At 64.2% G+C, this 14,128-nt stretch carries 13 protein-coding genes; 5 read left to right on the top strand and 8 right to left on the bottom strand.

Going from position 1 to position 14,128, the window contains the following annotated elements; all coding sequences use genetic code 11:
• Positions 1-7 precede the first annotated feature (7 nt).
• Both QZH52_RS10360 and QZH52_RS10355 read right to left on the bottom strand, forming a co-directional pair.
• A complete protein-coding gene (locus QZH52_RS10360; RefSeq protein ID WP_301807760.1) occupies positions 8-1,447 on the bottom strand; it encodes a glutamine synthetase family protein in 1,440 nt (479 codons plus the stop codon).
• 13 nt (positions 1,448-1,460) lie between these two features.
• The gene (locus tag QZH52_RS10355) at positions 1,461-2,786 is read right to left on the bottom strand and encodes an aromatic ring-hydroxylating dioxygenase subunit alpha (protein WP_301807757.1); all 1,326 of its coding nucleotides are present in this window, start codon (positions 2,784-2,786) and stop codon (positions 1,461-1,463) included.
• Between the two features lie 288 nt (positions 2,787-3,074).
• On the opposite strand from QZH52_RS10355, the gene QZH52_RS10350 reads away from it, so the two are divergent.
• The 5 genes from QZH52_RS10350 to chrA all read left to right on the top strand — a co-directional run bounded on the left by QZH52_RS10350 (position 3,075) and on the right by chrA (position 8,330).
• Positions 3,075-3,809 (top strand): GntR family transcriptional regulator, encoded by a 735-nt coding sequence (locus QZH52_RS10350; RefSeq protein WP_301807755.1) that lies wholly within the window; start codon positions 3,075-3,077, stop codon positions 3,807-3,809.
• Between the two features lie 36 nt (positions 3,810-3,845).
• On the top strand, positions 3,846-4,268 hold the full coding sequence (locus QZH52_RS10345; RefSeq protein ID WP_301807752.1) for a GNAT family N-acetyltransferase: 423 nt from the start codon (positions 3,846-3,848) through the stop codon (positions 4,266-4,268).
• 75 nt (positions 4,269-4,343) lie between these two features.
• Positions 4,344-5,591, top strand: a complete 1,248-nt coding sequence (locus QZH52_RS10340; protein ID WP_301807750.1) for a dienelactone hydrolase family protein — start codon at positions 4,344-4,346, stop codon at positions 5,589-5,591.
• 298 nt (positions 5,592-5,889) lie between these two features.
• Complete coding sequence (locus QZH52_RS10335; RefSeq protein WP_286656933.1) at positions 5,890-6,147, top strand: SWIB/MDM2 domain-containing protein; 258 nt, start codon at positions 5,890-5,892, stop codon at positions 6,145-6,147.
• Between the two features lie 929 nt (positions 6,148-7,076).
• Positions 7,077-8,330 carry a chromate efflux transporter gene (gene chrA, locus QZH52_RS10330; RefSeq protein WP_301807741.1) on the top strand — a complete coding sequence of 418 codons (1,254 nt, stop codon included), beginning with the start codon at positions 7,077-7,079 and terminating at the stop codon, positions 8,328-8,330.
• Positions 8,331-8,489: 159 nt separating this feature from the next.
• On the opposite strand, the gene QZH52_RS10325 is transcribed toward chrA, so the two are convergent.
• The 6 genes from QZH52_RS10325 to mhpD form a co-directional block, all read right to left on the bottom strand.
• A complete protein-coding gene (locus tag QZH52_RS10325; RefSeq protein WP_301807736.1) occupies positions 8,490-9,029 on the bottom strand; it encodes a cupin domain-containing protein in 540 nt (179 codons plus the stop codon).
• 21 nt (positions 9,030-9,050) lie between these two features.
• Positions 9,051-10,163: an alcohol dehydrogenase catalytic domain-containing protein gene (locus tag QZH52_RS10320; RefSeq protein WP_301807733.1), complete on the bottom strand. Its 1,113-nt coding sequence runs from the start codon at positions 10,161-10,163 to the stop codon at positions 9,051-9,053.
• A 168-nt stretch (positions 10,164-10,331) separates the two neighbouring features.
• Complete coding sequence (locus tag QZH52_RS10315) at positions 10,332-11,201, bottom strand: alpha/beta fold hydrolase (protein WP_301807730.1); 870 nt, start codon at positions 11,199-11,201, stop codon at positions 10,332-10,334.
• A 38-nt stretch (positions 11,202-11,239) separates the two neighbouring features.
• A complete protein-coding gene (gene dmpG, locus QZH52_RS10310) occupies positions 11,240-12,307 on the bottom strand; it encodes a 4-hydroxy-2-oxovalerate aldolase (RefSeq protein WP_301807726.1) in 1,068 nt (355 codons plus the stop codon).
• Positions 12,308-12,318: 11 nt separating this feature from the next.
• On the bottom strand, positions 12,319-13,269 hold the full coding sequence (locus QZH52_RS10305) for an acetaldehyde dehydrogenase (acetylating) (protein ID WP_301807723.1): 951 nt from the start codon (positions 13,267-13,269) through the stop codon (positions 12,319-12,321).
• A 67-nt stretch (positions 13,270-13,336) separates the two neighbouring features.
• Positions 13,337-14,125, bottom strand: a complete 789-nt coding sequence (gene mhpD / locus QZH52_RS10300) for a 2-keto-4-pentenoate hydratase (RefSeq protein WP_301807719.1) — start codon at positions 14,123-14,125, stop codon at positions 13,337-13,339.
• Positions 14,126-14,128 lie beyond the last annotated feature (3 nt).

The raw sequence follows: 14,128 nt of genomic DNA, 5'->3' as shown, positions 1-14,128 counted from the left end.
GGCAGCGTCAGAACATGTCGAAGTACTCGCGGTGTTCCCACTCGCTGACTTCGAGGTTGAAGCGGGCGATCTCCGCTTCCTTGATGTGGCAGAGGTAGTCGACGAAGGCCTTGCCCATCTGGGCGTTGAGCATCTCGTCGCCGCGCAGGCAGGCGAGCGCATCGCCGAGCGAGCGCGGCAGCTGCTCGGCCGGCGTTTCGTAGGGCGCGTCGGCCGACGGGCCGGGGTCGGTCTTGCTGCGCATGCCATCCAGGCCCGAGAACAGCTGCGACGCGAGGTAGAGGTAGGGGTTGGCCGTCGGCTCGCCGACCCGGTTCTCGATCCGGGTCGCGTTCTGCCCGGCGCCGCCCAGCACGCGCAGCATCGCGCCGCGGTTGTCGCGGGCCCAGATGGCACGGTCCGGCGCCAGCGAGAAGGGCCGAAAGCGGCGGTAGCCGTTGATGGTCGGGCTGGCCAGGGCCGCCGCGCCGCAGGCATGCTGCTTCAGGCCGCCGAGGTAGTGCAGGCCGATCTCGCTCAGGTCCTGTCCCGGCTCGGCCGGCATGAAGGCGTTGACCCCGTCGCTCTTGCGGCGCAGCGACTGGTGCAGGTGCCAGCCGCTGGACATCACGTTCGGAATCTTCGGCCGGCACATGAAGGTCGCGTGGTAGCCGGCGCGCTGGCAGATCTGCTTGATGGCGCTGCGCAGCAGCACCATGGTGTCGGCCGGCAGCACGCCGGCGGTCGGGCCGAAGGTCAGCTCGAACTGGCTCGGGCCGAACTCGATCTCGAGCGAGCGCAGCGGCAGGCCGAGCGCGACCAGCTGCGAGCGCAGCAGCTCCATCACGGCGTCGACCCGGTCGTAGCGCAGCTCGGTCAGGTACTGGTGGCCGTGCGACAGCAGCGACACCCGCGGCGGCTCGCCGGGCTGGCCCGAATCGGCCAGGCCCATGCGCGGATCTTCGAGCTTGAAGACGTGGAACTCGACCTCGAGGCCGGCGATGAAGTCCATGCCGAGTGCGTCGAGCTGCTTCACCGCGCGCTGCAGGATCTGTCGCGTGGCATAGGGGCAGGGCCTGCCGTCGGCCATATACGCATCGCACAGGACCCAGCCCGAGCGCGGCGCCCAGGGCAGCACCTTGAAGGTGGCGGGGTCGGCCACGACCGTGAAGTCGGCGCCGCCCTGGAAGCCTTCGATGGCGAAGCCGCCGCCGGCCGCGAACACCGGGAACACGGTCTTGTGCGAGGTGTCCTTGGCGAGCAGGGTGGAGGTGAGGTTGACGCCGTCCCACAGCGCGGCGCGGGCTTCGCTGGCGACCAGGGTCTTGCCGCGCAGCAAGCCGTGCTGGTCGGGCCAGGCGAAGCGCACGACATCGACTTCGCCGGCGTCGATGCGGCGCACCAGTTCCTGGGCCTGCTTCTGCTGGTCGTCGGACCAGAGGCCGTGGCGGTCTACAAAGGAGCTCATGGCGTGCGCGTGCTCAGGCTGCGGCCAGACGGGCCGAGGCCCAGTCCGACTTGAGGCGGCGTTCGCGGTCGGCGCTCTGCCAGTAGCCGTCGGTGTTGCCGGCTTCGCCGATGCCGTCGATCGACGGTGGCCCGGTGAGCGCGCTGGCCTGCGCGGCGTCGATCAGCATCGGCGCCGTTTCGCCGGCCTGCGTGCTCTCGATGGCCCGCACCAGCATCCGGCGGTAGGTGATGATGCCCTTGTCGGTGCTGCCCAGGTGCTCGCGCGTGCGGTCCTGGATCGGGCCCTGCGACTCGACCGCCCACTGGTCGTGCACGTTGATGTCGTCGCCCATGCCGGTGTAGGTCTGGCTCAGCTGCTCGTCGATGCTGTAGCCGTAGTTGTTGCGCTTGTTCTTGCGCGAGGTGTAGTCGGGCAGCTCGTAGAGCTTCAGGCGCTGGTCGCGCATCTGCTGCTTGTCGACCGGGCCGGTGAAGCTGGTGAAGATCGCATACCAGTAGCAGTGCGTGTCGTCGACCGGCACGTGCCACTGCGAGATCGTCATCTCGGCGCTCATCGGGATCACGAAGGCCTGCGGGAACACCACGTTGGTCACCCGCACATGGGTCTGGGTTTCGGACAGCTGGCGCAGTGCGGTCAGCCGCATGCCGTAGTCGGTCGGCTCGACGCTGATGTCGGGGCGGTCGTACTCGCGCAGCACCTGGGTGATCGGCATGTCGGAGTCGGCCGAGGCGCCGCGGAACTGCTTGCCATAGCTCTCCGAGGTGTCGGCATCTTCGAAGAAGCGGTGCAGGTACGAGGCATGCGCCGGGTCGATGCCGACCTCGAGCGCCTGCAGCCAGTTGCATTCGAACAGGCCCTTGAAGGCGAAGGTGTGCGAGTCGGGCGCCACGAAACAGTCGAAATCGGGGAACGCGGGCGGCTCGCCGTCGCCGATGTAGGCGAACACCGTGCCGGCGCGCTCGACCACCGGATAGGCGGCCTGCTTGATGCGGGTGCAGAGCTTGCTGCCCACGGGCTCGGCGGGGGTTTCGAGGCAGTTGCCCTTGGCGTCGAACAGCCAGCCATGGAAGGGGCAGCGCAGGCCGCCGTGCTCGAGGCGGCCGAAAGCCAGGTCGGCGCCGCGGTGCGGACAGTCGCGGTCGAGCATGCCCAGCTGGCCCTGCTCGTCGCGGAACAGGACGAAGTGCTGGCCCATCAGCTGTACCGCCTTGACCGGGCGCGGACCGGCGAGTTCGTCGGCCAGCGCCACTGGCTGCCAGTAGCGGCGCAACAGCGTGCCGGCGGGGGTGGCCCGGCCGACCCGGGTGATGAAATCATTCTGTTCTGCACTGATCATGGGGTGCTCCATCGTGGGGGTGACTGTCGGAAACATGCACTGCATGCAATTGCATACATTGTCTGGGCGGTTTCTGATCCAGGTCAATCTTTTTTGATTTCTGCGGGGTCATTTTGGCGTCAAAACGAGGGTTAACACTTAAATGTTGTCGCATCTTCGAGGTGCATTCCCTCTTTCTGAATGCACTGCCTCCGGCATGTATGCAACAACTGGACCAAGTTGGCCTGACTGTGTGCAGCGACGGCCGATCTCCTTAGAATCGAGGCATTCTTCGTTCCGCTGCTCCAGATGGACTCCCAACAAAACCGTGTGCTGGTTCAACTTCGCGACCTGATCCTCAAGGGCGAATTCGTGCCCGGCGAGCGGCTGGCCGAGATCCCGCTGGCGGAGAAGCTCGGCGCCTCGCGCACGCCCGTGCGGCTGGCGCTCACCAGCCTGGAGCACGAGGGCCTGATCGAGCAGTCGCCGAGCGGCGGCTACCAGATGCGCCGCTTCACGTCTCAGGAGATCGCCGACGCGATCCGCGTGCGCGGGGTGATCGAAGGCTTCGCGGCCCGCCTGCTGGCCGAGGATGGTGCCTCGCGCCAGTTGCTGCGCGACCTGCATGACTGCCTCGACGAGGGCGACAAGGCGGTCAACAAGCCCGAGATGGGCCTGGACGACTACGCGGCCTATGTCCAGATGAACGACCGCTTCCACCAGCTGATCATGCAGGGCTGCGGCAATGTCGCGCTCCGGCGCGTGATGGACATGCTCGACGGCCAGCCCTTCGCGTCGCCGAGCGCCATGCTGCCGATGCAGTCGTCGATGGAGGAGGGGCACCAGTGGATGAAGCAGGCCCACCGCACGCACCACGCGATGGTGCAGGCGATCGAGCGCGGGCAGGGCTCGCGCGCGCAGGCGCTGGGCGAGGAGCACGTCGAGATCGCACGCATGAACCTTGACTACGCACTCGAGCGGCCGGAGCTCGCGGCCGAGCTGATGCCGGGGATGCGGCTGGTGGCTGGGAAGACGCGGCCCTGACAGGGGTGCTGCGGTCGACAGGCGCCTGAGCCCGCCATGACAGCCTGGACCATCATCGAAGCGACGCAAGAGGAGGTGCGGTCGGGCGAGCTCGGTCGACGGCTGCGCCACTTCAACTACGGATTCGTGGGCGAGTATCCCGAGTCTCAGCCGGTATGGCTAAGCGCAAGGGATGCGCAAGGTCGAATGGTCGGAGGGCTTCGCGGCTACGTCTTCCTTTACTGGCTCCACATCGACGTGCTTTGGGTCGACGAGGCGGCCAGGACAGCCGGGCTTGGCAGCGAGCTGCTTGGGCAGGCCGAGACGAAGGCAAAGAGCCTGGGCGCGCACAGCGCCAAACTCGATACGTTCGAATGGCAGGCCCGCGACTTCTATGCGAAGCGCGGCTACCAGGAGTTCGGGCGCATCGACAACCACACCGATGGGTTCTACCTGGCGTTCATGATGAAGAAGCTCTGAGGTCCAAGGGCAGGATGCGGCCCATGAGCGGACTGTCACTGTCGACCCCCGGTGGAGCCTCTTTCGGTGGTCCAGGTGACCCGCCAGACCCTGAAAAACACCCCAAACGGTTGGATCCGCCTGCGCCCCGGGCACACCTGGAACGAATGGCTGGCCCACGCACAGAAGGCAGCCGACAAGGCGTGGCGCCTCGACCCGACATTGCCCCCCTCCAAGGGCGCGCGCGCCGCGGTGCTGATGTTCACGGGCAGGACGCATGAGGCGATTGCGCTGAGCGAGCAACAGATCGCCATGAACCCGAGCGAGCTGATTGCACGCCACGATCTCGCGGCGCTGCTGCTGTTCAGCGGCCAGCCGGAGCGCGTCGCGAACCGTCGAGCCCAAGAGATTGCCTTCGCGATAGCCATCTTCCTGGCGCTTGTCGCCGGGACTCCCTCGGCGTCGATCGCACAAATTGCACGCACCAAGGTCCTGACGTTCCCCTCGGTGACACTCACTGATCAGGAGTTCCTCACCGGGCGCAAAGACGGCAAGTCGGAAACCGTCGGTGGAGTCTTGCGTCTACCGGCGGGGACCGGCAAGGTGCCGGTAGCTGTTCTCCTGCACGGGTCGGGCGGCATCTCCAGCTATGTCACCGACTGGGAGGACGACTTCAACGCCTTGGGCATGGGCACATTCATCATCGACAGCTTCAGCCCCCGTGGCATCGTCAACACCAACGCGGATCAGTTCGTCCTCGGCCGACTGGCAATGATCGTTGATGCCTACAACGCGCTTGAAGCGCTCTCGAAGCATCCCCGAGTGGATCCGTCACGAATCGTTCTGATGGGGTTCTCGCGCGGCGGGCAAACAGCCCTCTACGCCAGCGTAGCTCGATTCCAGCGTACGTACATGCCAGCCGGCGTTTCGTTCGCTGCCTACGTAACCATGTATGCGCAGTGCGGTACGACCTTTCGGGATGACGACGATATGGTCGATCGGCCCGTTCGGATGTTCCACGGCATCGACGACAACTATGTCTCCATTGAACCCTGTCGTGCGTATGCCGCTCGACTGAAAGCCAAGGGTCGCGACGTGCAGCTCACCGAGTACCCAGGTGCTGGTCATGTATTCGACGGCAAGGCGTTCAAGAAGCCGCTCGCCCCGCCCAACTGGCAAACGATGCGGCACTGCACACTTGCTGAGGCCGATGCTGGTGCGATCTTCAATGCGAAGAGCGGCCAACCGTTTACTGCGAGCGACCCTGTATCGAGTTCGGCCCGACCGTGCTTTACAACGAGGATGCTTCCCGGCAGGTGCGCAAGGCGGTCGCTGACTTCATGAACGCGACAGTGCTGAAGAAATATGGATCTGACTGACGCGCAGCCGGGTCAACACGACAGCCGCTTCGTGGCCGCGCGTCACGGTCACATACCTTCGTTGGTGGTCCGCACGTCGGGCTGAAGCTCGTGCACGCCCACTACCCGTAGGGCAGAATGCGGGCCAACATCGGACCTTCATGTCTGCCTTCCAATCTGCCATGAACTGACCGACGGACATGACCCCAACCGCCGTTCGGAGCCGCGCCCAGCGAAACGTTCTTGGGGGCGCTCGTAGAATTCACCGCTTTGCCGAGACAAACATGACCACTGCCAAGAAGCAAACGGCGTTCACGCGCCCCCTGACACCCAGCGTCGAGCTCGCAGCCGTCATTGGCTCCGCACCCCAGCCTCGAACCGAGGTCACCAAGCTGCTGTGGGACTACATCAAGCTGAATAACCTCCAAAACCCAGCGAACAAGCGCAATATCCTTTGTGATGCCAAGCTTCAAGCGGTGATGGGCAAGCCGGAGGTGACGATGTTCGAAATGTCGGGTCTTGTTGGGAAACACCTGTCCTGAAGAGCGTTGCCGCACGCACGCAGCCGGCTCTGGCCGGCCAGGAACGGACATTCGAGTCGACGTTCGCGTTTGCTTGATATGAATAGCTCGTATCGCGGCGCGACTGACCTACCTATCGGATGCTCTCAACCCAGCTTCCAAGAGTTCCGTTCGCCGACAGAATCGCCAGCGCTCCGTCGCGTCTGACCATCGTGTAACAATTCTCCGTAGGCGCCTGCTTGTTCCAAGGACATTCGGCCAAGTAGCAAGCGCTCGACTCGACCCTTCAAATCTGGTCAAGGCCGACTTGTTCAGCCCGGCGCTTCCCCTCGACTGAGGACGAATATCGCAACGGCGTGTCCCACAATCGACGTCCGACAGGTGGTGAGTCTCACTGGCATCAAATGCACGCCGGCAGGTGAGTTCACCCCTTGAAGGAGTCGGCGCGACCGCCGGATGCGTCCTGAAGCAGTCCTCGGCCGCAGACGCCCATCCCGTGCCAACGAACTGTCGCGTTGACGCACCGCGGCCGTCGCGCACCTCGCTGAATGGACTCCTGCGCCCAAGCCCACGCCTGACGCTGTTTCTTGCAAACCGCGAGCCAGTGGAGCTGAAGTTCGTCACCTACAATTTCGTCCTTCAATATCGATGACCGATTCTGTTCGAGACATATTTCTGGCATTTGCGCGAGTGCATGTTCTGCATCACGCCGTGCATGGGCGAATCTTCGGCGCGGGAATGGCGGAAGAACTCGGCAGGCACGACTACACGCTGAGCCGGGCACCCTGTACCCGCTGTTGCATTGCCTTGAGCTCGATGGCTTGCTCATGAGTGAGTCGGAGGTTGTGGGGGCAAGGTGCGCAAGTACTACGTCGCGACCGAAAAAGGCCGGCGGGTACTGATTGAGATTCGACCGAAGCTGTCCGAACTTGTCGGAGAAGCGCCAACCAATGAAGCAGCCGCACCGAATCGACTCAGAATCCCCCGCATCACCCCTCGCTGATGGCGTTGGCGCCATCCGCTCGAGAGGCACGGTGCTCGAGGTCCTCCTTGCGTTTCTCAAGCTTGGCCTGACGTCCTTTGGCGGACCGGTGGCGCACCTCGGCTATTTCCGTGCGGAGTTCGTTGAGCGCCGCGGGTGGCTCGACGACAAGAGCTACTCGGACTTGGTCGCGCTGTGCCAGTTCTTGCCTGGTCCCGCGAGCAGCCAGGTTGGCATCGCGCTCGGACTGGGCCGTGCCGGCTGGGGCGGTGCGATGGCCGCATGGGTAGGATTCACGCTCCCTTCGGCCATGGCGCTCATCCTGTTCGCGGCCGGTGTCACGCAATGGGCCGCCCTATCGCATTCGGGCGCTGTCCACGGCCTGAAAGTGGTCGCGGTCGCTGTTGTCGCGCAAGCGGTTTGGGGCATGGCCAGATCGCTATGCCCCGACCGACTCCGCGCGGGAGTTGCAGTTGTCGCCGCTCTTTTGGTTCTCGCAGTGCCTGCTGCGGTGGGGCAGATTGGAGCCATCATCGTCGGAGGCGTCGTGGGTCGATGGGTGCTCACGCTCGGTCATCTTCCACCAGCGCAACACCGCGACTATGGCGTGAGCAAAGTGACCGGGGCAATTCTCCTCGGCCTGTTCATTGTGCTGCTGGCTGTTTTGCCGATGGTGGCTGCAGCGGTGCACTCGCCGGCACTGTCTGTCCTTGCCAAGTTCTATCAAGCCGGCGCCTTGGTATTTGGCGGCGGGCACGTCGTGCTTCCGCTTCTACAGGCCGGGGTCGTGCCCAGTGGTCTGGTTTCGAACGATGTCTTGCTTGCCGGCTATGGTGCGGCGCAAGCAGTGCCGGGCCCCTTGTTCACCTTCGCCGCCTACCTCGGTGCCGTCATGCCCAGCCCGTTCGGCGGCTGGATAGGCGGACTCGCATTGCTCCTGGCCATTTTCATCCCCGCCTTCCTGCTTGTCGTCGGCGCGCTTCCGTACTGGGAGAGCTTGCGCCAACGCGATGGGGTCCAACGCGCTATGGCTGGAGTCAATGCGGCGGTCGTCGGGGTGTTGGTGGCAGCCCTCTACGACCCGGTGTGGACGAGTGCCATCCATTCAAGAGCCGATTTCGGACTTGCTTTGGCAGCCTTCGGGCTGCTGGTCTACGCACGTCTTTCGCCCGTGCTGGTCGTGTTACTTTCGGCCGTGGCTGGATTGATGTTTGCCGCCTGAGGTCGAAGTCCGAGAGACCTCAGAGCCGAAGGTCCGCATTGAGGAAGGAGCGTACAGCCGCAATGGGGCCCTGACCCGCCATCCACCTTCGACCGACGAGCGGCAGCGGTGCGATCGAAAGCGGTCGGAGAAGTCGGGGCCACGACTCCAATGCCCAGCTCAGGAGCGCTTTGCCCCGACAAGGACGAACAGCATGGTCGCCGGCTTGTCGCTCTTGTTGCGCCAAGCGTGGCGTGTGCCGTTCTGAACGACCACATCGCGCGGCGCAAGCTTCTTCGTAGCGCCATCGTCGAGGTCGAGGTGTAGCTCGCCGTCGATCAACACGCCGTAGTCAACGGAGTCGGAGGTGTGCATGCCGGGGTGATCCATCTCGAACTTCTCAGCCAAACCGGGCAGCACTCGCATGTACTCACCTCCGGCGGCAGCTGGATCGAAGTCGGGAGTCATCATCACAGCGTCGGGAGGAAACGTGATGAACATCAGGTTTGTGCCACCTGGTGGCGGCGTCCATGACGTGGCAGAGATTGCCGGGTCACCCTCGCCCGCGGGCACTGTCGCGTTGGGAGCCGTCTCCCACAACAAGGAAGTAACGAAGCCTGGAACGTGCTCGAACTCGGTGGTACGCGGCGCAGCTGCGTCCGATACGAAAACGGCGTTTCCTTTCCGGTCGTGGCCGGTGACGATGCGTCGGATGTGCATGATGTGCTCCTTTTGTGCCGCTCAATGCATGATCACGACGTTGGTGAATCCGCCGCTGCGCTGGTCGATCGCATCCAGCGCTTCATTGACACGCTCAAGCGGAAAGCGCTCGTGCTCGAACACCCCGAGATTGAGCGTGCCCGCGTGGGCCATCGCCGCCATGTCCTCGCCTTCCGCGCTCGTGAACCACAGCGAGCCGATGTAGGACTTCTGCAGGCACATGAGGGGGAACGGCTCCAGCGGGATGGGATCGGCAACGCCGCCAATGTTGATCGCCTTCCCTCCGCGGCGCAGAGCATTGAACGAGTCGAGCACCGTCGCCACCGCAGCATTGGGGCCCAGCGCCTCGATGAGCGCATCGACACCGAAACCCCCGGTCGCCTCCATCACGATTTCGGAAGTCGGCCGCGATCCGAGCGCGATCGGGACGATGCGCTGCGGATTCAGTTGCTGCAACTTTTCGAGCAGCGTGGTGTTGCGCCCCGTCGCGAAGATTTTGGCCGCGCCCATGGCCAGCGCAAGGATGACCGCGCCCAACCCCAGTGTGCCCGTCGCGCCGTCAATGAGCACCGTCTGACCTGGGGAGAACTGCGCCTTTCGCAGTGCCGAGTAAGCGGTGCCCAGATAGCCAAAGCGAGCGCCTTGCTCGAAGCTGATGCTGTCGGGCAGCTTCACCAGGTTGGCGGCGGGTGCCGTCAGGTACTGGCCGAAGCCTCCGTATGGGTAGTCCTCGAAGAGCTGCTGCGAGCCCGGACCAAAGCCGAAGTAGCCCTGGAACGTGTAGGAGGTGCAGTTGATGTGATCGCCGCGCCGGCATGCGAGGCAGCTTCCGCACGATAGCCCCGGATTCACGTAGACGCGGTCGCCGGGCTTGATGTCTGCGCGGACTTGGCTGCCCACCTGCGTCACCACGCCGGCCGAGTCGAGGCCGTAGATTGCGGGCAAAGCAGGCAATGGCAGGAAGGGAAACCACTTCGGATAGCTGGTGACCACATTGCGCAGGTTAGGCACGACGCCCGCGGCTTTCACTTCGACAAGCACGTCGGTGGACCGAACTTCGGGTACCGGGATCGTGTCAACCTGGAAGGGTTCACCGATCTTGTGCAGACGTGCAGCATTCATCATCTTGGTCATGGAAGTCTCCGTTGAACTAGGGAAAAATGGCCGGACTTCCACGCCCGGCCGGGGGGATCGCTTGACGAGCCAGTGGCTCCTTTCGATTCGCACAGACCTCCGGACGCGGGTGTCCAATCGCCGCGCATCGAGCGAGGCGTTCAAGGAAAGATCAGCGCCCGGATTAGCTCAGCGCGCCAGGAAGTCCAGCACCATGCGATTGAACTTGTCGGCGTGCTCCCACTGCGCCCAGTGGCCGCAGCGGCTGAACACGTGCAGGTCGGCCTTCTGCAGGCCGGTCACCAGCCGCAGGCCGATGTCCAGCGGAACGAAGCGGTCGTCGCGCCCCCAGACCAACAGCGTCGGAGCCGCGATCTCGCCGAGTCGGTGCCCTACATCGGGAAACTGTTTCGGGTTCGCCTCGGTGCTCTTGACGAAGTTCTCGAGGTGATCGCGGCGGCTGAGCATGTTTTCCAGGCGCGCCTGGAAAAGCTCTTCGGTGAGGTTGCTCGTGTCGTAGACAAACACGTTCATCATGCGCTTGAGGTTCTCGATCGTCGGATCGCGGTACAGGGCGCCAATCAGCTTGATGCCCTCGGTGGGCATCGGCACGAACGGGCTGAGCCCCCCGGTACCGCCACCCATCAGCACCAGCTTGCCCACGCGTTCGGGGTTGGCCAGCGCGAAGGCAACCGCGCTGTGCCCACCCATCGAGTTGCCGACGATATGCACCTTGTCGAGGCCAATGGCGTCCATCAGGCCCTTGAGCGCCCGTGCATTGAGGTCGGAACGCGAGCCGGTGCTGACTACTGGGTCGCTCTTGCTCCAGCCCGGACAGTCCATCAGGACGACGCGGTAGCCGGCGGCCACGAACGGCTCGACGTTGCGGTTGAAATTGGCCCAGCCGCTTGCGCCGGGGCCCGAGCCGTGCAGCATCACCACAGTCTCGGCGCCGCTACCGGCATCGTTGCAGTGCAGTTGTAGGTCGAGGTCGCCTTCCTTGATGCGGACGAAGCGGCTTGTGTCGGATTCGGTGATGGGAGCGTTGTTGGTGGACATGACTCGGTCTCGGATGTGTTGATTTCGGGAAAAGGGACTCAGGCGGCTTCGCTCATGGTGGGCGGCTGGTGAACGCGCTCGTGTTCGACGCCCTTCAACAGGTCAAGGGCCACGTCAACGATCATGTCTTCCTGACCACCGACCATGCGGCGTTTGCCCAGCTCGACCAGGATGTCCACCGTTTTCAGACCGTACTTGCCGGCGGCTGCTTCCGAATGGCGCAGGAAACTCGAATACACCCCGGCATAGCCGAGCGCCAGCGTCTCGCGATCCACGCGAACGGGACGGTCTTGCAAAGGGCGGACGATGTCGTCGGCCGCGTCCATGAGCTTGTAGAGGTCGGTGCCGTGGTTCCAGCCCATGCGCGCGGCTGCGGCAATGAACACCTCCAGCGGTGCGTTGCCCGCCCCGGCGCCCATCCCCGCCAGGCTTGCGTCGACGCGGTCACAGCCTTCTTCAACCGCGACGATGCTATTGGCGACGCCCAGGCTCAGGTTGTGGTGCGCGTGCATGCCCGTCTGCGTTTCCGGTCTGAGCACATCCTTGAATGAACGGAAGCGGTCGCGCACGTCGTTCATGCTCAACGCACCGCCGGAGTCCACCACGTAGCAGCAGGTCGCGCCATAGCTTTCCATCAGCTTGGCCTGCTCGGCCAGCGCTTGCGGCGTGGTCATGTGACTCATCATCAGAAATCCCACGGCCTCCATGCCCAGATGGCGCGCATACTCGATGTGCTGTCTCGAAACGTCGGCCTCGGTGCAATGCGTCGCCACGCGCACGATGCGCGCTCCTGCTTCATAGGCCGCCTTGAGGTCGTGCACCGTTCCGATGCCAGGCAGCAGTAGCGTTGCAATCTTCGCGTGCTTGACCACGCTGGCGACCGCCTCGATCCACTCGACATCGGTGTGGGCGCCGAAGCCGTAGTTGAAACTGCCGCCCTGCAGGCCGTCGCCGTGGGCGACCTCGATGGAATCGACCTTGGCCTCGTCGAGCGCCTTGGCGATCTGCTTGGCTTGCTCCACGCTGTACTGGTGGCGAATGGCGTGGCTGCCGTCACGTAGGGTCACATCGGAGATGTAGATCTTCTTTTCGGGTTGATGGCTCATCGGTGTCTCCTTCAGGCTGGCACGGCGGTGAGCATCCGCTCGGCCATGGATTCGGCGGTGCGCAAGGCGGCGCTGGTCATGATGTCGAGGTTGCCGGCATAGGCAGGCAGGTAGTGCGCAGCGCCCTCTACCTCCAGGAAGATGGAGGTTTTCAGCCCGTGCACGCGCGCTCCCACGCCGGGAATGCGGATCGGGCGGTCGGCCTCGATGCGGTCGAACTGCACCCTCTGCTTGACGCGATAGCCTTGAACATAGGCCTGTACGTCTGCGGCCATGCGCTCGACGGAAGCGGCGATCTCGTCCTCATCGGCGAAGTCGCTCAGTGTGTAGACCGTGTCCCGCATCATCAGCGGCGGTTCGGCCGGGTTCAGCACGATGATGGCTTTGCCTTTGGCAGCGCCGCCAACCGCCTCGATGGCCTTGGACGTCGTCTCAGTAAACTCGTCGATGTTGGCGCGTGTGCCGGGCCCGGCACTCTTGCTCGAGATGCTGGCGACGATTTCGCCGTAGTGAACCTTCGTCACGCGCGAGACGGCCGCCACCATCGGGATCGTTGCCTGTCCACCGCACGTGACCATGTTGACGTTGAGCGCGTCCAGATGCGCCTGGCCATTGACCACAGGAATGCAGTACGGACCGATCGCTGCGGGCGTGAGGTCTACGAGGCGGATCTCGGGCTTGAGGCTGCGAAGGAAGGCGTCGTTCTTGATGTGCGCGCCGGCAGAGGTGGCGTCGAAAACGATGTCGATGTCATCGAAAACGGGCAGGCGCGAGAGACCTTGCACGCCTTCGTGGGTGGTTGCCACGCCCATGCGCGCGGCACGTGCCAACCCGTCGGACGCGGCGTCGATGCCGACCATCGCCCCCATTTCGATGCGCTGGCCGTGGCGTAGGATCTTGATCATCAAGTCCGTACCGATGTTGCCGCTGCCGATGATTGCGGCCTTCAGTTTGCGGGTCATGAATGTTCCTTTTGGGGTGATGCGACTGCGAAGGCTTCGGCGGCCGCGTGGGGTTCGGTGGGCTGGCTCATGCTGCGGAGAAGCGGGCGCGAACGCTGCCCACTCCTTCGATACGTGCCTCGAAGTGATCGCCTGGCAGTACGGGAACCATGGGTCCCAACGCCCCCGTGAGGACCAGGTCCCCCGCGCGCAGCGGTTGACCAAGAGAGGCCAGCTTTCGTGCCAGCCAGACAGCGGCGTTGAGGGGATGGCCGAGGCACGCCGCACCGCTGCCGCTCGACACGGCCTCCTCGCCGCGCAGCATCGTCATGCCACACAACTTGAGGTCCAAGGCGTTGAGCTTGGTCGGTACGCCGCCCAGCGCGACCAGGCCGCTGGAGGCGTTGTCGGCGACCGTGTCCGCAAAGCGGATGTTCCAATTGGCGATTCGGCTGCCAACGATCTCGATGGCTGGCAGGACGTAGGCCGTAGCGCCGATCAGTTCCACCAGCGTGGTATCGGCTGCCAGCAAGTCACGCTCGAGTACCAGCGCGACTTCGGCCTCGACCTTGGGCTGCAGCGTGCGCGACAGTGGGATTTCTTCATCGTCCCCATAAAGCATGTCGGCAAACAACGTCCCAAAGTCGGGCTGGTCCACGCCAAGTTGGCGTTGAACGGCAGGCGACGTCAGCCCGATCTTGCGGCCCACCACCCGCCGTCCCTGCGCAACGGCATGCGCGACGTTGGCCTGCTGGATGGCGTAGGCGAGGCTGCCGTCCGCGTCAGTGCCGAGTTCGTCCCGCAAGGGCGCGATTGGCTCTCGTTGAGACTCGGCCATGCGCAAGCGCTCGGCCCACTGTTCGATGCGGGGGTCCATTTG

The sequence above is a fragment of the Variovorax ginsengisoli genome (assembly GCF_030486595.1).
Taxonomy (GTDB): Bacteria; Pseudomonadota; Gammaproteobacteria; order Burkholderiales; family Burkholderiaceae_C; genus Variovorax; species Variovorax ginsengisoli_B.
Note: the sequence above shows the minus strand (reverse complement) of the source record. Positions and strands in the feature narration are given on the sequence as shown.